General features: G+C 34.0%; 17 protein-coding genes and 1 pseudogene. 10 read left to right on the plus strand and 8 right to left on the minus strand.

Going from position 1 to position 25,928, the window contains the following annotated elements:
* Window positions 1-25 precede the first annotated feature (25 nt).
* The 7 genes from lon to FLAK523_RS11165 all read left to right on the plus strand — a co-directional run bounded on the left by lon (window position 26) and on the right by FLAK523_RS11165 (window position 9,177).
* Complete coding sequence (lon, locus tag FLAK523_RS11135; protein WP_248903389.1) at window positions 26-2,476, plus strand: endopeptidase La; 2,451 nt, start codon at window positions 26-28, stop codon at window positions 2,474-2,476.
* A gap of 166 nt (window positions 2,477-2,642) precedes the next feature.
* The gene (porQ, locus tag FLAK523_RS11140; RefSeq protein ID WP_248903390.1) at window positions 2,643-3,665 is read left to right on the plus strand and encodes a type IX secretion system protein PorQ; all 1,023 of its coding nucleotides are present in this window, start codon (window positions 2,643-2,645) and stop codon (window positions 3,663-3,665) included.
* 75 nt (window positions 3,666-3,740) lie between these two features.
* Complete coding sequence (locus FLAK523_RS11145) at window positions 3,741-4,328, plus strand: murein L,D-transpeptidase catalytic domain-containing protein (protein ID WP_248903391.1); 588 nt, start codon at window positions 3,741-3,743, stop codon at window positions 4,326-4,328.
* A 42-nt stretch (window positions 4,329-4,370) separates the two neighbouring features.
* Entirely contained in the window at window positions 4,371-5,063 is a 693-nt protein-coding gene (cmk, locus tag FLAK523_RS11150) for a (d)CMP kinase (RefSeq protein ID WP_248903392.1), read from the plus strand.
* 60 nt (window positions 5,064-5,123) lie between these two features.
* Complete coding sequence (locus FLAK523_RS11155) at window positions 5,124-6,377, plus strand: nucleoside permease (protein ID WP_248903393.1); 1,254 nt, start codon at window positions 5,124-5,126, stop codon at window positions 6,375-6,377.
* A gap of 388 nt (window positions 6,378-6,765) precedes the next feature.
* The gene (gene rpsA, locus FLAK523_RS11160) at window positions 6,766-8,544 is read left to right on the plus strand and encodes a 30S ribosomal protein S1 (RefSeq protein ID WP_248903394.1); all 1,779 of its coding nucleotides are present in this window, start codon (window positions 6,766-6,768) and stop codon (window positions 8,542-8,544) included.
* Between the two features lie 198 nt (window positions 8,545-8,742).
* Window positions 8,743-9,177 (plus strand): hypothetical protein, encoded by a 435-nt coding sequence (locus FLAK523_RS11165; protein WP_248903395.1) that lies wholly within the window; start codon window positions 8,743-8,745, stop codon window positions 9,175-9,177.
* A 169-nt stretch (window positions 9,178-9,346) separates the two neighbouring features.
* On the opposite strand, the gene pheT is transcribed toward FLAK523_RS11165, so the two are convergent.
* The 3 genes from pheT to FLAK523_RS11180 form a co-directional block, all read right to left on the minus strand.
* Window positions 9,347-11,767, minus strand: coding sequence for a phenylalanine--tRNA ligase subunit beta (pheT, locus tag FLAK523_RS11170; RefSeq protein WP_248903396.1), 2,421 nt, complete (start codon window positions 11,765-11,767; stop codon window positions 9,347-9,349).
* Window positions 11,768-12,271: 504 nt separating this feature from the next.
* A complete protein-coding gene (locus FLAK523_RS11175; RefSeq protein ID WP_248903397.1) occupies window positions 12,272-13,069 on the minus strand; it encodes a DUF1853 family protein in 798 nt (265 codons plus the stop codon).
* Between the two features lie 889 nt (window positions 13,070-13,958).
* Window positions 13,959-14,834, minus strand: a complete 876-nt coding sequence (locus FLAK523_RS11180) for a hypothetical protein (RefSeq protein ID WP_248903398.1) — start codon at window positions 14,832-14,834, stop codon at window positions 13,959-13,961.
* Window positions 14,835-14,962: 128 nt separating this feature from the next.
* Here FLAK523_RS11180 and FLAK523_RS11185 point away from each other — a divergent pair, with 128 nt between their 5' ends.
* Both FLAK523_RS11185 and ltrA (FLAK523_RS11190) read left to right on the plus strand, forming a co-directional pair.
* A complete protein-coding gene (locus FLAK523_RS11185; protein WP_248903399.1) occupies window positions 14,963-16,510 on the plus strand; it encodes an IS1182 family transposase in 1,548 nt (515 codons plus the stop codon).
* 763 nt (window positions 16,511-17,273) lie between these two features.
* Window positions 17,274-18,568 (plus strand): annotated as a pseudogene (gene ltrA / locus FLAK523_RS11190) (group II intron reverse transcriptase/maturase).
* A gap of 99 nt (window positions 18,569-18,667) precedes the next feature.
* Here ltrA (FLAK523_RS11190) and FLAK523_RS11195 read toward each other — a convergent pair.
* The 3 genes from FLAK523_RS11195 to FLAK523_RS11205 all read right to left on the minus strand — a co-directional run bounded on the left by FLAK523_RS11195 (window position 18,668) and on the right by FLAK523_RS11205 (window position 21,642).
* Complete coding sequence (locus FLAK523_RS11195) at window positions 18,668-19,153, minus strand: hypothetical protein (RefSeq protein WP_248903400.1); 486 nt, start codon at window positions 19,151-19,153, stop codon at window positions 18,668-18,670.
* Between the two features lie 203 nt (window positions 19,154-19,356).
* On the minus strand, window positions 19,357-20,319 hold the full coding sequence (locus FLAK523_RS11200) for a hypothetical protein (RefSeq protein WP_248903401.1): 963 nt from the start codon (window positions 20,317-20,319) through the stop codon (window positions 19,357-19,359).
* Window positions 20,320-20,541: 222 nt separating this feature from the next.
* Window positions 20,542-21,642 (minus strand): NUDIX hydrolase, encoded by a 1,101-nt coding sequence (locus tag FLAK523_RS11205; RefSeq protein ID WP_248903402.1) that lies wholly within the window; start codon window positions 21,640-21,642, stop codon window positions 20,542-20,544.
* Window positions 21,643-22,355: 713 nt separating this feature from the next.
* Between FLAK523_RS11205 and ltrA (FLAK523_RS11210) the strand changes: the two genes are divergently transcribed.
* Window positions 22,356-23,651: a group II intron reverse transcriptase/maturase gene (ltrA, locus tag FLAK523_RS11210; protein WP_248903403.1), complete on the plus strand. Its 1,296-nt coding sequence runs from the start codon at window positions 22,356-22,358 to the stop codon at window positions 23,649-23,651.
* Between the two features lie 76 nt (window positions 23,652-23,727).
* Here the strand turns inward: ltrA (FLAK523_RS11210) and FLAK523_RS11215 are convergent, their stop codons facing one another.
* Both FLAK523_RS11215 and FLAK523_RS11220 read right to left on the minus strand, forming a co-directional pair.
* On the minus strand, window positions 23,728-24,477 hold the full coding sequence (locus tag FLAK523_RS11215) for a hypothetical protein (protein WP_248903404.1): 750 nt from the start codon (window positions 24,475-24,477) through the stop codon (window positions 23,728-23,730).
* 560 nt (window positions 24,478-25,037) lie between these two features.
* Window positions 25,038-25,901, minus strand: coding sequence for a bestrophin family protein (locus tag FLAK523_RS11220; protein ID WP_248903405.1), 864 nt, complete (start codon window positions 25,899-25,901; stop codon window positions 25,038-25,040).
* Between the last annotated feature and the right edge of the window lie 27 nt (window positions 25,902-25,928).

Consider the following 25,928-nt stretch of genomic DNA (forward strand, 5'->3'; position numbering starts at 1 on the left):
AATGACAAAAAGACTTAAATATAATATGTCAAACCATAAAATACTTACTATTGACAATCTGTCACTTCAAGAATTTGACTCTGAAGCAGAATTAATACCATTATTGACTCCCGAAGACGAGGAAGAAATGATTAATGAAGAATTACCAGATTCATTGCCTATTTTACCTCTTCGTAATATGGTTTTATTTCCTGGTGTTGTAATTCCAATTACTGCCGGACGTGATAAATCCATAAAATTGATAAATGACGCTAATGCTAATGGAAAAATCATTGGAGTTGTTTCTCAAAAAAATGAGGAAGATGAAGAACCAACTAAAGATGATATTCATACAGTAGGAACCGTTGCTAAAATTTTACGTGTTCTAAAAATGCCTGATGGAAATACAACTGTTATACTTCAAGGGAAAAAACGATTCGAAATTGACACTGTTGTCTCTGAGGATCCTTATATGACAGCCACTATTAAAGAGTTTACTGAGGACAGACCAAATAGTGAAGACACTGAATTTTTAGCTATTCTTGAATCTGTTAAGGAATTAGCGATCCAGATTATTAAGGAAAGTCCAAATATTCCTAGTGAAGCTACTTTTGCAATTAAGAACATTGAAAGCCAGTCTTTCTTAATTAATTTTGTGACCTCTAATATGAATCTTTCTGTTGAAGAAAAGCAAGGCTTGCTTGAAATTAACGGACTTAAAGAAAGAGCATTAGCGACTCTTCGTTATATGAATATTGAGCTTCAGAAACTGGAACTTAAAAACGATATTCAGTCTAAAGTTCGTTTTGATTTAGACCAACAACAAAGAGAATATTTCTTGCACCAACAAATGAAAACCATTCAAGAAGAACTAGGTGGTGTTTCACAAGAGGAAGAAATGGATGAAATGCTTCAAAAGTCCAAAACTAAGAAGTGGGATGAAAAAACGCAGAAGCATTTTGAAAAAGAATTGTCAAAAATGCGTCGTATGAATCCTCAAGCGCCTGATTTTGGGATTCAAAGAAATTATCTTGAGGTATATTTAGAGTTGCCTTGGGATGTTTATTCGAAAGATAATTTTGATTTAAAAAGAGCACAAAAGATTCTAGACAGGGATCATTTTGGATTAGAAGAAGTTAAGAAAAGAATGATAGAACATTTGGCTGTTTTAAAACTTCGTAATGATATGAAATCGCCTATTATTTGTTTAACAGGACCTCCGGGTGTTGGAAAAACTTCAATTGGTAGATCAGTAGCAGAAGCTTTAGGTAGAGAATATGTTCGAATTTCTCTTGGAGGGTTACGTGATGAAGCTGAGATTCGTGGTCATAGAAAGACCTATATTGGAGCTATGCCAGGTAGAATTATTCAAAGTTTAAAGAAAGCAGGAACATCAAATCCTGTGTTTGTATTAGATGAAATTGATAAATTATCGAGTAGCAATCAAGGAGATCCGTCTTCGGCTTTGTTGGAAGTTTTAGATCCGGAACAAAACAACTCTTTTTACGATAATTTCCTTGAAATGGGTTATGATTTATCGAAAGTGATGTTTATTGCCACTTCAAATAATATGTCTACAATTCAGCCTGCATTGAGAGATAGAATGGAGATTATAAAAATGTCTGGTTATACTATTGAAGAGAAAGTAGAAATTGCTAAACAACATTTATTTCCAAGACAGTTGAAGGAGCACGGAATGACTTCGAAGCATTTAACTATAGGAAAAAAACAACTTGAAAAAATCGTTGAAGGGTATACACGTGAGTCTGGAGTTCGTGGATTAGAAGCCAAAATTGCACAGGTAATCCGTAATGCAGCAAAATCAGTTGCGATGGAAGAAGAGTACAATAAGAAGGTTACAGATGAAGATATTATTAAAGTTTTAGGTGTACCAAGATTAGAAAGAGATAAGTACGAGAGTAATGACGTTGCAGGTGTCGTAACAGGTTTAGCTTGGACGAGTGTAGGAGGAGATATTCTTTTTATTGAGTCTTTAATTTCTCCGGGTAAAGGAACTATGACCATTACAGGTAATTTAGGAACTGTGATGAAAGAGTCGGCAACTATTGCATTAGAATATATTAAAGCCAATGCGGAACTTTTAGGTTTAAATCCAGAAATTTTATCTAAGTACAATATTCACTTGCACGTTCCTGAAGGAGCTACGCCAAAAGATGGACCAAGTGCGGGAATAGCTATGCTTACTTCACTAGTGTCGTTATTTACTCAAAAAAGAGTAAAGAAAAATATCGCTATGACTGGTGAGATTACTCTAAGAGGAAAAGTATTGCCTGTGGGTGGAATCAAAGAAAAAATACTGGCAGCTAAACGTGCTAATATTAAAGAGATTATTTTGTGTCATGAAAATAAAAGTGATATTGATGAAATCAAACCAGAATATATTGAGGGACTTTCGTTTCATTATGTAAAGGAAATGAGTGAGGTATTGAAAATTGCAATTACGGATCAAAAGGTAAAAAACGCTAAAACGCTTTAATTCCCTTTATAATTTATAATAAGATTCCAAAATCAAAGCTTATGGTAAATAAGTGATGATTTTGGAATTTTATTTTTTAAGAAGTTGAAGTTAAAAAAAGATAAGTTTCACTAATATAATTTTATCTTTACATCCGCGTTTTATTATAGTAATGGAGACATAAAATATGCTCAGAAAATTGATGTTGGTTTTTTTATTTCTTTTTTGTGTCGTATCATACGGCCAGATAGGAGGGAAGTACGTATATCAGTTTTTGAATCTCGTGACATCACCGAGACAGGCAGCTTTGGGAGGTAAAACGATCACGATTTATGACAATGATGTGAATCAGGTTCATTTTAATCCGGCTACTATAAATGCAGATATGGATAATAATCTGGCTTTGAATTACGGTAGCTATTTTAAGGAAGTGACTTATGGAACTGCTTCTTATGCTTATACCTATGACAGACATTTGCAAACATTTCAGGCAGGAGTTAATTATGTTAATTATGGTAAATTTGATGGTTATGATCAAAACGGACAGGCAACATCACAATTTACAGGAAACGAAATAGCTCTTTCATTGGGATATGCCTATTCGATTCCTAATACGGATCTATTCATAGGTGTAAATACTAAATTAATTTCGTCTACTCTAGAGAGTTATCATTCTTTTGGAGCGGCAGTGGATTTGGGGTTTTTATATATAGATGAAAAGAATGATGTCAATTGGGGGCTTGTGGTGCGAAATATTGGTACTCAGATTACAAGTTATTCCGGTGTAAATGAAAAATTACCCTTAGAAATAATAGTTGGTGTTTCTCAGGAGTTAGAAAATGTACCAGTAAGATGGCATCTTACATTAGAGAATCTGCAACAATGGAATATTTCTTTTTCAAATCCTTCCAGTACAGAGTTATCTATCGACGGAAGTGTAAAAGAGCAAAAAGTGAGTTTTATAAATAACGCTATGCGCCATGTTATTTTTGGCGTTGAGCTTTTTCCTAAAAAGTCTTTTAATCTTCGATTAGGATATAACTTTAGGAGAGCCGAAGAGTTACAGGTTTTAGAACAACGAAATTTTTCGGGAGTATCTCTGGGTTTCGGGTTGAAAATGAACAAGTTGAAATTCAATTATTCCTATTCCAGGTATACATTGGCAGGGAATACAAGTCTTTTTGGGTTAACTATTAACTTTCAAGAATGATTTTTAATCAATACAAGGCGAGAGTGATAGATGATAGTGATTTGGATTAAAAATATAATATTAAAAATTAAAGAAATGAAAAAGCTATTTTTTGTTTTGATTTTTATTGGGCTGGTATTTTCGAGTTTCAATAAGAATCCTAAGAGTGAATTAATTGGAGAAAAACTCGATGATCAGGTAAAAGAAGTAAAAGCAATAATTAATAAAAATCCAAAATACAATAAAGAAATTGCTTTTTTTATTGATATGAGTATTCCATCAGGTAAAAATCGATTTTTTATATATGATTTGAAAAATGATAAAATTATTGATGAAGGTTTAGTTGCGCACGGTTTGGGATCAGAAACAGAAATTAAAGGAATTCTGAAATTTAGTAACACAAATAATTCACTTTGCACTTCATTAGGGAAATATTCAATAGGAAAATATTATAATGGAGTATTTGGGAAAGCATATAAATTACACGGGTTGGACAAAACTAATTGTAATGCATTTGACAGAAATATAGTTTTACATAAATACTCTAGTGTTCCCTATGAAGAACAAGACGAATTTATTTGTAAAAGTTTTGGTTGTCCAATGGTTAATGAAAAATATTTTGAAAGGCTGGAAAAAATATTAGACAATTCTAAAACGAATATCATTTTGAGTATTTATTACTAAAACGAATAGTTTTATATTCATAAAATTAAATTAAAAAAGAAATTGAAAAAAATTACCATCGCGATAGACGGATTTTCATCCACAGGAAAAAGTACTTTAGCCAAACAATTGGCCAATCATTTGGGATATGTATATGTTGATACAGGCGCTATGTATCGTGCAGTAGCGTTATATGCGATGCAAAATGGATATATAGGGAGTGATTTTTTTGATAAAGATTCGCTAATTAAGAGTCTGCCTTTGATAAAATTGCAATTTAAATACAATGCTGATCTGGGTTATGCCGAAATGTATCTAAATGATGTTAATGTGGAAACTGTTATCCGTACAATTGAGGTTTCTGGTTTTGTGAGTAAAGTGGCCGAAGTTTCGGAAGTGCGAGCAAAATTAGTGGAGCAACAACAGGAAATGGGTAAGGATAAAGGGATTGTAATGGATGGTAGAGATATTTGTACCGTTGTTTTTCCTGATGCCGAACTTAAAATATTTATGACAGCAAGTGCTGCAACACGAGCACAAAGGCGATATGATGAACTAGTGGAAAAGGGAGATGCCGTTACATATGAAGAAGTTTTAAAAAATGTTGAAGATCGTGATTATATTGATACTCATAGAGATGACTCTCCGTTGGTAATAGCGGATGATGCTATTGAGATTGATAATTCACATCTTAGCCGTAAGGAACAATTTGAAGTTGTTTTAGAATTAATAAATGAATTAACTAAAACATTGTAGGTTTCATTTTAAGTATTAGATTTACGGGTGAATATTTTTTAAAAATTAAAAACTTTATTAATGAGTATCAAGTTTAGGTTAATTATAATGAGTTTTCTTCAATTTTTTGTTTGGGGAGCTTGGTTGATCACAATTGGAACCTATTGTTTTAATACAAAAGGCTGGTCTGGAGCAGAATTTGGAGCAATTTTTTCAACACTTGGAATATCATCTATTCTAATGCCTGCATTTACTGGTATTATTGCTGACAGATGGATAAGCGCCGAAAAGTTATATGGATTATTACATATCTTTTATGGTTTAGTTTTATTCTATGTGCCTACAGTTGATAGTCCTAGTGAATTATATTATGTGATTTTATTGGCTATGCTTTTTTATATGCCTACTATTTCATTGTCTAATTCTATTGCTTTTACGATATTAAAAAACAATAAATTTGATGTTGTTAAAGTATTTCCACCTATTCGTGTATGGGGAACTATAGGTTTTATAGTCGCTATGTGGATTACGAATCTTACTGGAAATAAAGCCTCTGCAAATCAATTTTATATAGCAGCAATTGTCGCGATTGCATTAGGGATTTATTCATTTACTTTGCCTAATTGTCCTCCTCAGAAACTTACTAACAAAGATTCGTCTTGGATTGAATCTTTAGGATTAAATGCATTTAAGTTATTTGGAACTTATAAAATGGCTTTATTCTTTATATTTTCAATGTTTTTAGGTGGCGCATTGCAGTTAACTAATATGTATGGAGACACTTTCTTGTCTGATTTTGCTAATATTCCAAAATACGCTGATTCATTTGTGGTTAAATACTCCACTATAATATTGTCTATTTCTCAAGTTTCAGAAACTGTTTTTATTCTAGCGATTCCTTTCTTTTTAAAGAGATTTGGTATAAAACAGGTTATGCTTATTAGTATGTTTGCTTGGGTTTTACGTTTTGGTTTATTTGCTTATGGCGATCCAGCGGATAATTTATGGATGATTATATTGTCATGCGTTGTATACGGAATGGCATTTGATTTCTTTAATATCTCAGGATCTTTATTTATAGAGACATCTACTGATTCAAGTATACGTTCTAGTGCACAAGGATTGTTTATGATGATGACAAATGGTTTTGGCGCTGTTTTTGGAAGTTTTGTAAGTGGTTATTTAATTGACGCTTATTTTACAACACCTACTGGAAAAGATTGGCCTAACATTTGGCTTTCCTTCGCGATGTATGCTTTGGTTATAGCAATTGCTTTTGCTTTTATGTTTAAACACAAGCACAATAGAAGTGAGATGGAAAATATAACTCACTAGAATTAATATAGTTTATACTTGACCCGATCGTTTTATAATGATCGGGTTTTTTATTGTTAATAATCACTATAATAGCTTTGTAGCCCTGATCGAACTGATATCCTCTTTGTTCCGATCTTTAGGGACAAAGAGATAAAGGGGAGAGCAGGAACGATGTTTATAAACAGGATTGAATCATTCGCTTCTGATTATCAGCAACTTACAACTTCGGTGGGTTTTGATTTTCTTTCTGTAATTTTTTTGTAATTAAATAAAAATGAATTATCTTTGCACACCTTTTGGTGGATAAGAGTTTCCATTGGGTATCAATTAATTATACAAACAACTTCTGTTGTTTTCTATCACTTTAAGAAACTCGAGAAAATACAGAATACAAATTTTTATCAGCATGTCTGAACAAATCCAATCACAAGAAGAGTTTTTAGCAAATTTCAACTGGCATAACTTCGAAGAAGGTATTGATCTAGTAGATGAGAAAAACTTATTAGAATTCGAAGAATTAGTATCAAAAACTTTTATCGCTACTGACCAAGAAGAAGTAGTAGATGGTACTGTTGTTAGAATTACAGATAGAGACGTAATCGTTGATATCAACGCAAAATCGGAAGGTGTTATTTCATTAAACGAATTCCGTTACAACCCAGCATTAAAAGTAGGTGATACTGTAGAGGTATTAATTGACATCCGTGAGGATAAAACAGGTCAATTAGTATTGTCTCATAGAAAAGCACGTACTATCAAATCTTGGGATAGAGTTATTTCGGCTAACGAAACAGGAGAAATCGTTAATGGTTTTGTAAAATGCAGAACTAAAGGTGGTATGATCGTTGACGTTTTCGGAATTGAAGCTTTCTTACCAGGATCTCAAATTGACGTTAAGCCAATTAGAGATTACGATGTGTACGTAAACAAAATGATGGAATTCAAAGTTGTGAAAATCAACCACGAATTTAAAAACGTTGTTGTATCTCACAAAGCGCTTATTGAAGCGGATATTGAGGTTCAGAAGAAAGAGATCATCGGTCAATTACAAAAAGGACAAGTATTAGAAGGTGTTGTTAAAAACATTACTTCTTATGGTGTGTTTATTGATTTAGGTGGTGTTGATGGATTAATTCACATTACTGACCTTTCTTGGTCAAGAATTAACCACCCATCTGAAGTTCTTGAATTAGATCAAAAATTAAACGTTGTAATCCTTGATTTCGATGATGAGAAAACAAGAATTCAATTAGGATTGAAACAATTAAACGCTCACCCTTGGGATGCTCTAGATGCTAACTTAGCAATTGGAGACAAAGTAAAAGGTAAAGTAGTTGTAATCGCTGATTACGGTGCATTTATCGAAGTTGCTGAAGGTGTTGAAGGTTTGATCCACGTTTCTGAAATGTCATGGTCTACTCATTTACGTTCTGCTCAAGATTTCGTAAAAGTAGGTGATATTGTTGAGGCTCAAATCTTAACTTTAGATAGAGATGACCGTAAAATGTCATTAGGTATCAAACAATTGTCTCAAGATCCTTGGACTGATATCACTACTAAATATCCTGTAGGTTCTAAACATTCAGGTATCGTTAGAAACTTTACAAACTTTGGTATCTTCGTAGAACTTGAAGAAGGAATTGATGGATTAATTTACATCTCTGACTTATCTTGGACTAAGAAAATCAAACACCCATCTGAATTTGTAAATGTTGGTGAGAAACTTGATGTAGTAGTATTAGAATTAGATGTTGACGGACGTAAATTATCTTTAGGTCACAAACAAACTACTCCTAATCCTTGGGATCAATACGAAGGTTCATTCGCAGTGGGAACTATCCACAACGGAGAAATCTCTGAAATTGTTGACAAAGGAGCTACTGTAGAATTTGGAGATGATATCGTTGCTTTCATTCCTACTCGTCACCTTGAAAAAGAAGACGGTAAGAAATTGAAAAAAGGTGAATCTGCTGATTTCAAAGTAATCGAATTTAACAAAGAATTCAAAAGAGTTGTTGCATCTCACACTGCTATCTTCCGTGAAGAAGAAGAGAAAAATGTGAAAACTGCAACTGAAAATACTTCATCTGCTTCTTCTGCAAATGCACCTGCATCTACATTAGGAGATAGTAATGATGTATTAGCTGCATTGAAAGCTAAAATGGAAAAGTCTGAGAAAAAATAATTCTCAATCTTTCTTATAATAGAAAAGCCTCACAGTAATGTGAGGCTTTTTTTTTATGTTGTAATTTCTGATTGTTTTTATTAATTCTAATTATGTAAATGATTTAAAATTATAATTGGTTATATATTTTTTTGTAATAAATATTTTACTAAATTTGAGGATATAATCTTAATCTTTATTAAAATGGAACAAAGTATAATGACAAAAAATTTTGAATTTACAGATGAAACACATGGGTTTTTAAAAGAAACAGCAAAGTGGACTTACTTTTTATCAATACTTGGTTTTATAGGTATAGGATTTATGGTAATTCTTGCTTTGTTTGTAGGTACTATTTTTTCAAAATTAGGTGCTTTAAGCGGAGGGGGTGCTCCTTTTGCCGGTATTGGTACAGGATTTATTACGGTACTATATTTGATTCTTGCCCTTATATATTTTTTCCCTGTTTATTATTTGTTTCAATTTTCTTCAAAAACAAAAAATGCCTTTAAAAATAATGACAATGAATTATTGAATGAATCTTTTAAATATTTAAAATCCCATTTTAAGTATATAGGAGTAATTGCTCTTATTTTTATTTCACTATACAGTTTCGTAATTTTACTAGCTGTATTTGCGGCAATATTTAAATAAAAGAGGAAAAAAAAATATGTTTTTTAAATTACTTTTAATGCTTTTTTAAAAAGTACATTACATTCAATGTTATTATAATCATATTTAGTGATACTTATAAGCTTCAAAGCAAAAAATCCCAATTCTATTTTTAGAATTGGGATTTTTACATTTAAAAAAAAATATATTTTTATCTTAAACTTGCACCAAGTTCTGTTTCAAAATTCTTTTGCAGTTTGCTCATAATTTTATCAATTTGAGTATCTGTCAAAGTTTTTGCACTATCTTGAATGATGAAGCTTAGAGCGTATGATTTTTTTCCTTCCGGTAGATTCTTCCCTTCGTAAACATCAAATAAATTGATCTCTTTTAAAAGGCTTTTCTCTGTTTGTCTCGCAATAGCATAAATACTGTCATAAGTTACATTTTGATCAACTAGCAAGGCTAAGTCTCTACGTACTTCTGGATATTTAGGAATTTCAGTGAATTTAATTTTGCTTGAAATCATTTTTAATAAAATATCCCAATTGAAATCAGCATAAAACACTTCCTGCTTAATTCCGAAAGTTTTCAAAATAGATTTTTTTACAACTCCAAATTCAACTAAGGCGTTATGACCAACACCAATTGCAATTCCTTCTGAAAAAATATCTGAAGTTACTGGAGTGTTTTGCGTTTTTTGGATTCCAAATCGAGCAAGAATTGCGTCAACATATCCTTTGAATAAAAAGAAATCAGAAGGTTTTTGAGCGTTTGTCCAGCTTTCTTTGTTTCTGTTTCCTGTAAGGAATAAAGTTAAATGTTTGTGTTCTTCAAATCCTGAAAGAAATTTATGGTATGACTTCCCAAATTCAAATAATTTTAAATCACTGTTCTTGCGATTAATATTATAAGATATCGCTTCCAGCCCAGAGAACAATAAAGATTGTCTCAAGGTGGCTAAATCATTACTTAGTGGATTTAACATAGTAACATTATGTTCTTCCTTAAGCATATCTGACAGTTCAACGTAAGAGGCTGTTGTCAATGAATTTGCCATCATTTCATTAAATCCTTGTGAATTCAATTGTGTGGCAACTATATTTTGGATTTTATAATCTTCATTTCTAGGAGCGTTTGAAACCGTAGCATTTAATTTCTTTGAAAAATTAATGTTATTGTATCCGTATACTCTTAATATTTCCTCGATAACATCAATTTCTCTTTGTACATCAACACGGTAAGAAGGAATTGTCAATCCTAATCCTGTTTCTGAAACACTATTCACTTTTATGTCTAAAGAAACTAATATTTTCTTGATAGTATCTTTAGGTAATTCCTGACCAATAATTTTTGCCGCTTTATCAAAGTTTAAAAAGACTGCAAAGTCTTCAATTTTCTTTTGGTAAATATCAGTTACATCCGATGTGATTTCTCCACCAGCCACTTCTTGAATCAAAAGAGCCGCACGTTTTAATGCGTAAGCGGTAATAGTAGGGTCAATTCCTCTTTCAAAACGGAAAGATGCATCAGTATTTAATTGGTGTCTTTTGGCTGTTTTTCTAATGCTTACCGGATTAAAATAAGCGCTTTCTAAGAAAATCGAATTTGTATTCTCAGAAACTCCTGATTTTGTTCCACCAAAAACCCCTGCAATACACATAGGACCTTTTTCATCACATATCATTAAATCTTCCTCATGTAAGGTTCTTTCCACATCGTCCAAAGTGGTAAACTTTGTTCCTGCAGGAAGTGTTTTTACAATTACTTTACCAGTAATTTTTGAAGCGTCAAAAGCGTGTAATGGCTGCCCTAATTCGTGTAAAACGTAATTAGTGACATCAACTATATTGTTTTTTGGAGCAATTCCTATCGCTTTTAGTCTGTCTTGTAACCAGTTTGGAGATGGCTTAACGGTAATTCCTGAAATTGTCACACCACAATATCTTGGTGCTAATGTTGTGTCTTCAACGTTAACATCAATTTTAAGTGTTCGCATGTCAACTCTAAAGTTGCTTACTGAAGGAGTAATTAATTCAACATTAACTCCTTTTTGCAATAATCCTGCTCTTAAATCACGTGCAGTACCATAATGACTCATTGCATCAGCACGGTTAGGCGTAAGGCCTATTTCAAATACTTCGTCATTTTCAATCTTAAATACGGTTGCTGCTGCTGTACCAGGAACTAATGATTCATCTAAAACCATAATTCCGTCGTGTCCCTCGCCAAGACCTAATTCATCTTCAGCGCATATCATTCCGTGACTTTCCTGTCCACGAATTTTACCTTTCTTAATAGTAAACGCAACTCCTGCTGCATCATATAAAACGGTTCCTATAGTAGCCACAGGCACTTTTTGACCTGCATCAACATTTGCAGCACCACATACAATTTGTACAGGTGTTCCAGTACCAAGATCTACTGTAGTAATTTTTAATCTATCGGCATCAGGATGCGGAACACATGTAAGTACATGTCCAACCACGATTCCTTCTAATCCTCCTTTTATAGATTGGTATTTATCGACAATCTCTACTTCCAGACCTAAATCAGTTAGTAAAGCAGCTGTTTCTTCTGAATTCCAGTCTATTTTGATGAATTGTTTTAACCAATTGTAAGATATCTTCATTTTATGTTTTTTTCAAGACTGCAAATATAAGGATTGCAGAGGTAGTAGGAAACAATTTTTTTGGTTTTTTGGCACATTATAGTATTGTTAAAAAAGGCTTTTTCAGTACCCTCGAATCTAGCTGGGTTGTTTTTTAGGAGCAGAATAATTGTTCTTTTAAGAACGCCTCTTCCTGCTGTCCGCTATATCCACGCCAAAAAGCATGGGATGCCGCTTCCATCAGGGCTAAAGAGAGCGTTATTGTTTTCAAAAACAAATAGTTCATTCCGATACCGACACATCGGGAGAGGAATGGCATCCAGTATTTCCGTATCTGCAGGATTTTTTATTTTTATTGTCGATGTGTTTCAGTGTGATAGCTTTCTCCAGGGCAAACAGGTCGTTCCTTGCTATGACTTTGATTGCGGAACAGTATTGTTTGTTCAACGTTTTTTTCGAAACCGTGTCCCAAAAGTTCCCGAGAACGTAGAACAGGTTTATATACGTTTAACCAATTAAATTGATCTACCACCAAACAATAAAAAAAGACAAATAAGTTCCGTTATGTTTTTGCCAGCACAATGGCGCTTGCTTTTCATTTATGCTTGTGTTAATTTGATTTTCGACACCTTCATAGTCTGTCCAAATTTCATTTTCCGAAGGATCCATTCCCCATTCCTTTTTTGAAGGTAAACAATACAATTTTTCAGGATTGTCAAGGCTAATAAATGTATCTAAGTTTACATAATAGCCTTTGATAGCTTTTTCATAAATAGGAGCTAATTTGGTTTTGAATTCATAAGGAACAAACAAGGAGACCAATAAACATAGCGCTTGAGTAACGCAGCTGATGTCGATAGTATCAAAGTTTGAAGCAGTACAGTTATGGTACAATAAAGGAAATTGTTTTGTCTTTAACTTGTCTAATTTCTCGGTTAAAGAATCGTTTCTATTCGGACCTATCCAGTTATTTATGATTTCCGAAGAAATACTAGGATCAAACAAGTAGAATTTATAGGCTAATTCCAAGTGAATTAACTTCTTTTCAATACTGTTTTCAATTATAAAATCAATTTCACCTATGGTTTTCTGATCTTCAACTATCTGAAAATTTTCATATAGAACATTGTAATTTACTGATGATTTAATCAATTCAGAAACAATTTTTTCAGCTAAATGACCTAGCCTTATATTTGTGGGTAATTGAAATTCCAGGTCATTTGGAAGGTTCAATTCTGATAAATGAAATGTTGGTAAACCGGTAACAGTAGAATCTAAACTATTCCCTTTTACTATTGATGCTATCCTAGATTTGGTTTTCATTTTGAATTGAGTTTCTTTTCGATTGAAAGGTAGTAAATGTAAGGAAAGTTTTTACATTGAAGATTACCGAATTATTTTGTTTTCACAGCGTGTGTCCGTAGTTGTGTTCCGAATGTTTTTGGATAGCAGAGACTTTAATTTGATGCACTGTGTCATTGCGAGGAACGAAGCAATCTCATCCAGTATTTCCGTTCCAATAGGCTTTTTTATTTTAATTGTCGATGTGTTTTAGTGAGATAGGAATTTGATGTAGTGGGTCATTGACAAGAATGAAGCAATCCCATCCAGTACTTCCTTTACAATAGTTTTTTATTTTGATTGTCGATGTGTTTTAGTGAGATAGCTTTCTCCACGGCGAACAGGTCGTTCCTCGCTATGACTTTGATTACGGAATAGTATTGTTTGCTCAACGTGTGTCCTAAGTCAGGTCCCGAAAGTCTTCGGGATCGTAGAGCCTTTAGATTTGCATAATAAATTATTCGTAAGGGTTTACAGATTTCGTAATTTGATGGACTATGTCATTGCGAAGAATGAAGCAATCCCATCCAGTACTTCCTTTACAATAGTTTTTTATTTTGATTGTCGAAGTGTTTTAGTGAGATAGGAATTTGATGTAGTGGGTCATTGACAAGAATGAAGCAATCCCATCCAGTACTTCCTTTACAATAGTTTTTTATTTTGATTGTCGATGTGTTTTAGTGAGATAGCTTTCTCCACGGCGAACAGGTCGTTCCTCGCTATGACTTTGATTACGGAATAGTATTGTTTGCTCAACGTGTGTCCTAAGTCAGGTCCCGAAAGTCTTCGGGATCGTAGAGCTGGGGACTTGATGCGAAACGGTAACTCCACTAAATTCCAGCTATATCAAAACAGCTGTTATAGCCAGGTTTTATTTTTCTTCAATTATAGTTCTAATTCTTTTGTAAAGTTCATTTGATAAATTTCGGTAACCTTCATCATTCGGCAAATATTTCAATGCTCTGTGATGTCCTAAGTCTGAAGGAATATCATTGAATGATTGTGTTATTGGAATTACTATTTTTCCAAGTGTATGAGCAATTCCAGTTTCATACATAACGTTTGGATTTCTTTCGCTAAAATCTACGATAACTATTCTTGAGCAAAATATTAAGTCAAAAATATCTTGTATAATAGTTGAGTTTTCCCAAATGTCGTCAGCTCTTAAACACTCTAATTCCATATGGTCGGCAACTCGTTTTATTGCTTCATATGTCCCACGATAAGCTGGGCTAAAAGGCATCATTACTGAAATTAATTTCGAATTTGTTGGTTTCTTAGGTATTTTGAATACAGATGGCGTAAAAGTAATTTGTTGTATTGCTTCAATTTCGCTAATACCCGTAGAAATAAATTGTCCAGTTAATGTTGTTAGCAAATATTGTCCGTCAGCTTTCTCTTTGAGTATTATTTTTGATGATTTTAAGGACTTATTTACATCTTCAACAGCTTTTTTATGGTCTAATTTATCATCAAAAAGAAAATAATCTGGATTCACTAATGATATTATTGCTTTAATTAAATCTCTATTTGGCAAATTATCTTCTTCAATTGATTGTTCATTAAGTTTATTTAAAACGTCTTGAACCCATAAATGCCTAGTAGAGCCATCGTGTACAAAGTCGAGGTCGTTATCTATGAAAAATTTTGTCAACTGAGATGAAGAACGATAAGGAAAATGATTGAATGCTTCGTTTCCACATATCATTTCGGATAATTTCATAATTGCAGGTCTGCTAATTTTCATTCAAGTGTTCTTTATTGTTGATGTCGTTCTAAACTTGGCTATAACGTCAGTCTGTGAAAAAACTTCCGTTTATTTCTTTCAAATATAACACTTAATATTAAATAAAAGGAAGAAAAGTTGTATATTTAATGATGCAACACATCACAGGAATACCGCGCAATCAGATGGTCTTTTCAAGTTTAGAAGACATGATTTTACCAGATAATCCAGTTCGTTTTGTAGACGCTTTTGTGGAAGCGTTGTCAATACAGACTTTAGGTTTTAAGATTCAAACGTTAAAGACAGAAGGTCGTCCAAGTTTCGACACTAAACTGTTCCTTAAAATATATTTATATGGTTATTTAAATGGCTTGCGAAGCTCTAGAAAACTGCAAAAAGAGTGTGTTCGTAATATTGAACTACAATGGCTTTTGTGTGGAATTGTACCGAACTACCATAGTATTTCTGATTTTAGAAAACAGAATCCATCGGGATTGAAAAACTTGTTCAAACTCTTTGTTTCATTCCTCAAAGATGTGGACTTGATTGCCGGTGAAACCATTGCCATTGATGGTACTAAAAGTAGAGCGCACAACAGCAAGAAAGCTAATTTCAATCAAAAGAAAATTGATAGACATTTAGCTTATATTGAGGAGAAAACTCAAGAATACTTAACCGATTTAGATCAAAACGATTTACAAGACAGCAGTATTAAGATAACTAAAATTCAAGAGAAAATAGAGCGTTTAAAAACTAATAAAATCGGTTATGAAGTTCTGCAAGAAAAACTAAAAGCTAGTGGACAGCCCCAAATAAGCACCACTGATCAAGACGCACGAGCCCTTTTGGTACAAGGAGTAGTAGTCGAGATAAGTTACAATATCCAAGCAGCAGTTGACAATAAGCACAATTTGGTCGTAGCCACTCATACCATAAATCGTAACGATCTTAACGCTTTAGGAGCTATCGCTTTGGAAGCAAAAGAAAATTTGGGCGTAGAGACTTTCACCGTTTTGGTAGATAAAGGCTACCATAATGGAAGGGAAATTGCCCAATGCATAAACCATAACATCACCACCATTGTAGCCCATCCTACGCCAGGAACAAGTAAAGAAAGCGTCACACAACCAGATTATTTGGTAGCCAAATTCATCTACAATAAAGCCGATGACACTTACACATGTCCCCAAGGAGAAATTTTAAGAACGACGGGAAGATGGCATAAAAAAAGTGGTCGAACAGAACAAAGCGGATATCAATTTAAGAAATACCGAACACCATCTTGCAAAGAATGTCCCGTAAAACATCTTTGTACTGCAAGACCTGCAGGAAGGGAAATAGACCGTAGCGAGTATGCTAGTGCCGTTGAAGAAAATAATAAACGTTATCGGGAAAACCCACAATTGTACCGCACACGGCAAGAAATCAACGAACATATATTTGGAACCATCAAGAGACAATGGGGTTACAATCACACCAATTTGACGGGCCTCGAAAAAGTAAATGGGGAGCATAGTTTAATTATGCTTGTCTACAACATCAAACGCACGATAAATATTCTTGGTGTACCCGATTTAATTGCCAAAATCAAGAACTGGAACACACCCTACAAAGCAAAAGCTTGTATTGTCTTTATTACGAACTATTTTAGGCTTTGTAAAGACATTATTGAAAATGAGCTACAATTTGCTGCCTAAAAAAGAGCTTGTAGTAGAACGATTGTAGTGATGTTTATGAGGATGATTTTAAGTCAAAACAGCGACTAAATGAGGTTTTTTCACAGCCTGACGTTTTGCAGCTTGCAGAAGTGGCGGATTAAGGAAGTCTAAACTTTCGGTTAAACACTGATTTTGCAAGTACAAAACCAACTTTAAATTAAGCCCAAAACCCGCCATTTCTGCAAACTGCTGTGTGTGCCCTGCATGAGCAGGACCCACACTGTAAGCTCGAATAAAAATTCGAAAATACAAATTTACGAATTCTAAAACAAATCTTACAGTGTGTTATTTTTCCAGAGGGTGTAAGTCCCTTATGGGCGGATTGAAACCCCGAACCATTAGTACGTCGCAAGCTGGTTTATCGTGAGATATGCAGTGAAGGAAGCGAAACGGCAAAATCCGGTACTGACGAACAGAAACGGCATAAGAGGCTGTTATACGAGGATAAGCAAGCACAGCATTGCAACGTCCAAAGATTATCAAAATCGTATCTCAGTAGATGTCGCAGGGATTGGACGAAGGAAAAAGCTCTTACCAGGGGAGGTCTTTGCAACCACGAGTTGGTAAAGTAAAGAAGTCAGCAGAAGTCATAGTACTTGGGGCAACGAGTTGCGAATAGATACCGCACAAGTCTCACAAACAAGGAAGGACTGAACGCAAGTGGTTCTTAATTTCTAAAGGAATGACGCAAGTTATAGCCCTAGAAAAGCGGAACAGTAAGAATTTAATGTAAAACTTAAGAATGATTGCACAAGTAACACATCCTTACAATCTCCAAAAGGCGCTACGTCAAGTAGTAGTCAACAAAGGTAGTGCTGGCGTTGATGGTTTAAAAACCACTCAGCTGACGGATTATTTCCGTGAACATAAATCTGCATTACTGGAAGATATTAAGAATGACCGTTATCTACCGCAACCCATCCTTGGGGTGGAGATTCCCAAAGGAGGCGGAAAGTTCCGACTCTTGGGAATCCCAACAGTAGTCGACAGACTACTTCAACAAGCCGTATCACAAGCGATGATGCCAAGATTCGAAAAGGATTTTAGTGTGAATAGTTTCGGATTTCGACCCAATAAAAATGCCCGCCAAGCGGTAGGCAAAGCCTTGGGAAACATTCACGAAGGCTACAATTATATTGTAGATATTGACCTAAAGAACTTCTTTGACGAAGTCGATCATTGCTTGTTGCTGAACCTAATTTACCAAAAGGTAAAATGCCCAACGACTTTACGGTTAATCCGCAAATGGTTGCGAGTGCCTATACTCATCAAAGGAAAACTAGTCAAACGTAGAAAAGGAGTTCCGCAAGGAGTCCAATTAGTCCGCTTTTGTCAAATATCCTACTCCACGAATTGGACAAGGAATTGACAAGAAAAGGAGTGAAGTTTGTTCGTTATGCCGATGATTTTAGCATTTACACCAAATCGAAAACCCAAGCCAAAACGGTTGGTAATGCTATCTTTCTGTTTTTGAGAGACAAGCTAAAACTGACTATTAATCAAGAAAAGAGTGGGATTAGAAAACCGATTCAGTTCACGATATTGGGCTTTTCGTTTGCATCGACCTATCAAAAAGGCGTAAAAGGCAGGTATCAATTAACGGTAGGAAAGAAAGCTTGGGCAAAACTCAAGCAAAGTTTAAAGGAAGCGACCCGCAAAACTGCACCTAGAAGTTTCGAGGAACGTATCCGAAAAATCAATGAAATTCAACGAGGATGGTTAAACTATTTTCGGGGAACGAGTATTCAAGGAAAGCTACGAGATATTGATGGTTGGTTGCGCAATCGTCTGCGCTATTGCATTTGGACGGATTGGAAGAAACCCGAACGCAAAAGGAAAAACCTGATGCGACTAGGAGTTGATAAAGACCACGCCTATGCTTGGAGCAGGACAAGAAAAGGAGGCTGGCGTATTGCTCAAAGTCCGATTCTAACTTCTACAATTACCCTACTACGGCTTAAGAAGAAAGGCTATCGGTCTATGTTGGAAACACACATTGAACTCAACCCATCACTTTGCGAACCGCCGTATACGTGACCCGTACGTACGGTGGTGTGAGAGGCGCACTCCGTTAGTTTCTAGCGGAGCCGTCTACTCGATTAGTGGCTGGCTTTACTTCAACTTATTATTAAATTTTTAAACCAAAGCTTTTGATTTCTTTCTGAAAAAATTCTTAATCAATGGACAACCAATTATTAGAATCCAAAATAATGGCAAGAAGATGGCATAAATAGGTCGAAGTGGTTCGTATCTCAAGTAAGGATTAGTATGAGTATACCATTCAGGTGTGGTATCAAGCCAATCATAAATTCCCAATATCAAATAAATTCCTAAAAAGAAAACGACTTTGTACCTAATATTTATGAAATTTGCAAAGTTACTATCGTTAGTTTCAAATGAAGTATTCTTAACTGCAATTAAAGCTATGATGCCATATATCAATCCTGGAGACCAACCAGTATAAGGAATTATTTTTTCATATAATTGTTCACGAGCAAAGATTAAGGGTAATGTACATACAAAAAATAAGGGTACTGAAAACCAGAATAACCACTTTAAATCTGTTGGGAATAGTCTAGTTTTTGCATTCAATTCACTTAAATAATCAGTAATTATTTTCATTTCTATTTCTTATGTTTTATTTTAATAGTTTCTCCTGTCGTTTTTTAAGCTTGCCACTAACGTCCCGCTGCTTTGAGATGGCTGGAAGTTCGTAAACGCTCAATTTTCGGCTTAACGAAAACTTGATGAGAAACGGTAGTTCCAGTAAACTCCAGCTATATCAAAACAGCTGTTGGCAGTCTGGGCTTTTATACTCAAAGTTTTTATTCGGTTTCTAAATTTTTGTCTGTAAACATATTTAATTGTTGTGTCGTGTCTATTTTTTTTGACTTCTTTCGATGACCAATTGTTTTTATTGGCTGATTGTCTTCGCCATAATTTGTTACATTTATGACTTCTCTTGATGTTTTAGTTTCTTCAGTTTCTATGTTTGATGTAGAAACTGTTTTAAGTTCACAATTTATAAATGTTCCATTGCTAAATTTTATTTGTTTTCCATAAACTTGTTGTAAAAAATCTTTGTCAGATATTTTAAAGTCTATTGGAATGTCTTCAAAGATACCACGCCAAGCGGGACTTTTTTTTCCTTGAATTAAAACAGGTGCCACAATATAAATTTTTGCTTCTTGGGTTTCTTCTGTTTTTTCTGTTGTTTCAGTTATAATAAAACTATTGAAATCTTTTCTTTCAACAACAATTATTATCGGCTGAATTTTAGAATACGTTACTGTCGTTGTCTCAATTTTTGTGATTTCAGTTTCCTTTTTAGCAGATTTAAAAAAGATACTTTTTTGTTTACGCAAATCTTTATCATTACTGGCAATGTAATCGAAATCATTATAGGTTAAACTTCCAGCTTTTATTTGTTCTTTTATGCTTTGTAGGTTTTCTAGTTTTTTTGCAGTTTCATCAGTTTTGTGTTTTGCAGATGAAAATTTTGAATCAAAAAATTTGGTCGCAAAAATTGTGATTAAAGCAAGTGCAGTTGTGCGAATTTCTGGATTATTAACAGCTACGGTAAAAACGTCGATTAAACTTCCTTCTTTTCGAGGTTTGATTTTTATTTGTAAAGTGTCCTCAAAATATTTTTCAGTGCTTTTAATTACTTTAATAAATTGTCTTTCACATTCGTTGAAAACTTCCGCGTTCATAGAGTGCAAATTTTCATCTTCAAAGCAATAGCGAAGTTGGATTGTTAAAGCTTGATTTGAACTTTCTGTTTTCATTTCTTTTTTTTACGCTATTTTTAGCTTTTTCAAAATATTTGGTATTCGGAGTATTAATTTTTGAGTAATCATATTCTTTAGCCTTGCTGCCAACGTTCCCTCGCTTATGGCTGTTGTGGAGCTTTTAAAACGATTATTTTCGGCTTTACGAAAATACGATTTAAAACGATAATTCCACTAAATTCCAGCTAGCTCAAAATGGTTGTTAGCCGTTCGTTGTTTTTATTTGTTTAATTCATAAAACGGTTCAGTTTGCTTATAAGTTTTAAATTTTTCATCTTCAAAAATCATAATAAATGAACCGCCCCAAATACTTTTAGGATTTTTAAGTATTTGATTTAATTCAGTTTTTAGAGGTTGCATTTCGATTATTTGTAACACTTCTTCAATAGGCAACCATTTATATTCTTTTTCTTTGTCTTTTGGTTGTGAAATTTCTCCATCTTTAAGTTTAGAAGTATAATAACTTCTAAATGATACAACTTGATTGTCCTTAAGTCCGCTGTATTTGTAAGTTGTTAATCCAGCTAACCTTAATCTATGGATTGAAATACCAATCGGGTTTACTAAACTATCTATACCTTCTTTCAAAGATAAATTTTCATTAGAACGGATTACTGGTGTTTTCCATCCATATTTATCTTTCATTAATAAAATTTCTTTTTTTTGATTAAAAACTATTAACCATTGAATTGTGTAATTATCAATTTTCTTTATTGGTTCATTCTTTTTTGTTAATGAGTTGGATTCGTTATATTTTTTTTCTGATAGTACATAAAATTCTTGTAATATTTTTGTTTTCCAATTTCCATTTTCTTTGAACTGTGATAAGGAACCGCCCCAAATTTTATCGGGATTGTTCATAATTTGCCCAATCTGTATATTTATGTGTGGAAAAGTAATCAGCTCCACAGCCTTATTAATAGGTAACCATTTTGCATTATCTATTCCTTTTGGCATTTTTAATTCCCTATCTTTAGTTTTAGCGGTATAAATATTTCGTATTGAATTTGATAGTTCTCCATTTATATCTCTTTTAAGATGAAAAATTCCTTTTAATTCTGGTACTTCTATTTTAAGTCCATATGTGGTTGCTATGCTATCTAAACCTTGTCTAATTGTTTGTTTAGTTTGATAAAATCCAGGTGTTACCCACGTGTCTGTATTTTGAATTTTCACAACTAATAACTCATTTTCTGAATTTAAAATCAAGAGTCTGTTAAAGACTGCAATTTCCTTTTCAACTTGTCCAAAAGTATTTAAACTTATTAATAGCAAAAAAACTGTTGAAATAAAAATTTTAAATTGATTAGTTGTTATCATAATTATTATTTTAGTTATTGAATTCAGGGCTGTTCTGCACAATGACGGCTAACGTTCCAGTACTACAGCGGGTTTGGTACTAAATTAAGCTCTATTTTCGGATTTGCCTAATACAAAACCAACTCTCCATTAAACCAATTGCCTAAATCCGTTGTAGTAGCTGTGTGTGCCCTGCATGAGCAGGACCCACACTGTAAGCTCGAATAAAAATTCGAAAATACAAATTTACGAATTCTAAAACAAATCTTACAGTGTGTTATTTTTCCAGAGGGTGTAAGTCCCTTATGGGCGGATTGAAACCCCGAACCATTAGTACGTCGCAAGCTGGTTTATCGTGAGATATGCAGTGAAGGAAGCGAAACGGCAAAATCCGGTACTGACGAACAGAAACGGCATAAGAGGCTGTTATACGAGGATAAGCAAGCACAGCATTGCAACGTCCAAAGATTATCAAAATCGTATCTCAGTAGATGTCGCAGGGATTGGACGAAGGAAAAAGCTCTTACCAGGGGAGGTCTTTGCAACCACGAGTTGGTAAAGTAAAGAAGTCAGCAGAAGTCATAGTACTTGGGGCAACGAGTTGCGAATAGATACCGCACAAGTCTCACAAACAAGGAAGGACTGAACGCAAGTGGTTCTTAATTTCTAAAGGAATGACGCAAGTTATAGCCCTAGAAAAGCGGAACAGGAAGAATTTAATGTAAAACTTAAGAATGATTGCACAAGTAACACATCCTTACAATCTCCAAAAGGCGCTACGTCAAGTAGTAGTCAACAAAGGTAGTGCTGGCGTTGATGGTTTAAAAACCACTCAGCTGACGGATTATTTCCGTGAACATAAATCTGCATTACTGGAAGATATTAAGAATGACCGTTATCTACCGCAACCCATCCTTGGGGTGGAGATTCCCAAAGGAGGCGGAAAGTTCCGACTCTTGGGAATCCCAACAGTAGTCGACAGACTACTTCAACAAGCCGTATCACAAGCGATGATGCCAAGATTCGAAAAGGATTTTAGTGTGAATAGTTTCGGATTTCGACCCAATAAAAATGCCCGCCAAGCGGTAGGCAAAGCCTTGGGAAACATTCACGAAGGCTACAATTATATTGTAGATATTGACCTAAAGAACTTCTTTGACGAAGTCGATCATTGCTTGTTGCTGAACCTAATTTACCAAAAGGTAAAATGCCCAACGACTTTACGGTTAATCCGCAAATGGTTGCGAGTGCCTATACTCATCAAAGGAAAACTAGTCAAACGTAGAAAAGGAGTTCCGCAAGGGAGTCCAATTAGTCCGCTTTTGTCAAATATCCTACTCCACGAATTGGACAAGGAATTGACAAGAAAAGGAGTGAAGTTTGTTCGTTATGCCGATGATTTTAGCATTTACACCAAATCGAAAACCCAAGCCAAAACGGTTGGTAATGCTATCTTTCTGTTTTTGAGAGACAAGCTAAAACTGACTATTAATCAAGAAAAGAGTGGGATTAGAAAACCGATTCAGTTCACGATATTGGGCTTTTCGTTTGCATCGACCTATCAAAAAGGCGTAAAAGGCAGGTATCAATTAACGGTAGGAAAGAAAGCTTGGGCAAAACTCAAGCAAAGTTTAAAGGAAGCGACCCGCAAAACTGCACCTAGAAGTTTCGAGGAACGTATCCGAAAAATCAATGAAATTCAACGAGGATGGTTAAACTATTTTCGGGGAACGAGTATTCAAGGAAAGCTACGAGATATTGATGGTTGGTTGCGCAATCGTCTGCGCTATTGCATTTGGACGGATTGGAAGAAACCCGAACGCAAAAGGAAAAACCTGATGCGACTAGGAGTTGATAAAGACCACGCCTATGCTTGGAGCAGGACAAGAAAAGGAGGCTGGCGTATTGCTCAAAGTCCGATTCTAACTTCTACAATTACCCTACTACGGCTTAAGAAGAAAGGCTATCGGTCTATGTTGGAAACACACATTGAACTCAACCCATCACTTTGCGAACCGCCGTATACGTGACCCGTACGTACGGTGGTGTGAGAGGCGCACTCCGTTAGTTTCTAGCGGAGCCGTCTACTCGATTAGCCGTTCGGTTTTATTTCTTATTAAATAACTGTATTATTTCTAAATTTTCTTTTTCTATCTCTTTTTTATATTCTTCTTTTGTTATTTTTATTGAACGTAAACTTTCAATTTTCGAGTTAAATAACTTTTCTTTTTCAATTTCGATTGTTGCAAAATATTTTTTAATTATTTCTGTTGGTTGAAAATATATTTGGTAAATTCTTGGAATATTATCAAGTCTTCTAAAAAAAATGTTTTGGCAATTTAATTCTTTTAAAAACTCATAAACATTATTATGTTTTGGTGAGTTTGCTAATTGAATTTTATAAATGTTATCATTTATTTTTTCGCCATTTCTATAATATACACCTAAAAGAAAAGATAGCTTTTTTTCATTGCTATTAAATAAACTATCATTTAAGTTATTCTTAATATAAAATGAGTTCATTAGGTTGGACATTTCTTTCGAAATAAAACAATTTTTTTCTTCAATCAAATTAATTTTAAAATCTATTTTTACAATGCTATCTACGAATTTCATTAATGGTTTTTCAGATGTATAATACCTATCAAACTTGTTTTCTAAACTACCATAATTATAACTCATATAATCATTCAGAGTTCCTAAAAGTAAAAAGGTACTATTTATTTTTACTTTTGTTGTGTCAATTTGGTTTGGATTTCTAATAGTAATACCATTAATTTTCTTCTCATCTGTTTGTGAAAATATATTTGTGAATGTCAATAGAATAATAAAGTAAAGTAGGTTATTTTCTTTCATACGTAATATTTTTAATGTGAACCGAAATTTTCATTTGCTTAGTATTCGTTTTTCTGCGCCAAACTGACGGCTAACTAGTATATAAGCGATATAAAACTTCGCCAATCTATCCTTTTTCGGGTGTATATGCGAAGTTTTTTATCGTTTTATATTTTAATCAAATGTATAATAAAATTAAGAATTAACTTATTTTTTTTGCAACTACTTCCCGCAATTAACTACTTTTTATATAAGTAATTTACAAGAAACCGTAAATACCATTATTATATACAAAATTTATAGCCCCGGTAACAGTGAAAGTCCTTGTAGGTAGAAAATCGCTTTTTTCTGGTTGTGGAAGTGCGACTGGAAGAAGCTCCTGCAACAAGCCTAGAAAAAGAGTTTTATAGTAAAAGGACTGTAACGAATGACGGGAAGAGCTCCTAAAAGAGAAAAGGTTCTCGATACATTTTGTATTTCGTTACACTACATAAAAAACACTCGAACTGACGAGTAGTAGTAAAATTAATGAAAGCTTTTTTATTTCGTTACACTGCATAAAAAACACTCGAACTTCCGATTTACAACAATTCCTCTACGTGTCTTTTGATGTTTTCGGCGATTTTTTTGGTTGGTAAATCATTGTCGTCGTTACCAAAAGGATCTTCTATTTCCTCAGCAATTAATTCTAAACTTGCCAACACATAGAAAATGAAAACTACAACAGGAATTACATAATACCCCAAACTAAAAACATAACCAAAAGGCAAGGTCATCACATAAAAGAAAATGAATTTTTTAAGGAATGCGCTGTAAGAATAGGGGATAGGAGTGTTTTTAATTCGTTCACAGGCACCGCAAATATCGGTGAATGATAGCACTTCACCGTTAAGAATGATGAGTTGGTCACCAGTTATTTTATGTGAAGTATATAAATCGTTTACTTTCTGGAACAACATTTTAGCCACTTGATTGGGTCTGTGTTTGTGATGGTCAATTGCTAAATAGACATCTTCAAACAATTGTTTGCCCGTTTCTTCATCTTTCAAATGCTTGTTTAAAATGGAAGCGTAACTTGGGATTATTTTTCTAAAGAAAGCGCGATCACTTTCCTCTTTTAAAATAACCGATAGTTTTATGGACAGATTTCTACTGTTGTTCACTAAACTTCCCCATAATTTTCGACCTTCCCACCAACGGTCATAAGCTGTGTTTGTACGGAAAACTAGCAATAACGAAATAACGAAACCTAGCATTCCGTGCATAATAGTGATGTTTTTTACGTGACTATCGTCTGGTAAAACCCAATATTCGATTTCGAAATAGGCTATTGCAGCCGAATACAATCCAATAAAAATCATCAATGGAATCAATTGCCTGAAAGTATCGGCTTTGTGAAAACGAAAAATAAAGGTAATCCAGTCTTTAGTATTGTAAGAAATCATATAGTGCGAATTGTTTTCACAAATCTA

The organism is Flavobacterium sp. K5-23 (assembly GCF_023278045.1).
GTDB lineage: Bacteria > Bacteroidota > Bacteroidia > Flavobacteriales > Flavobacteriaceae > Flavobacterium.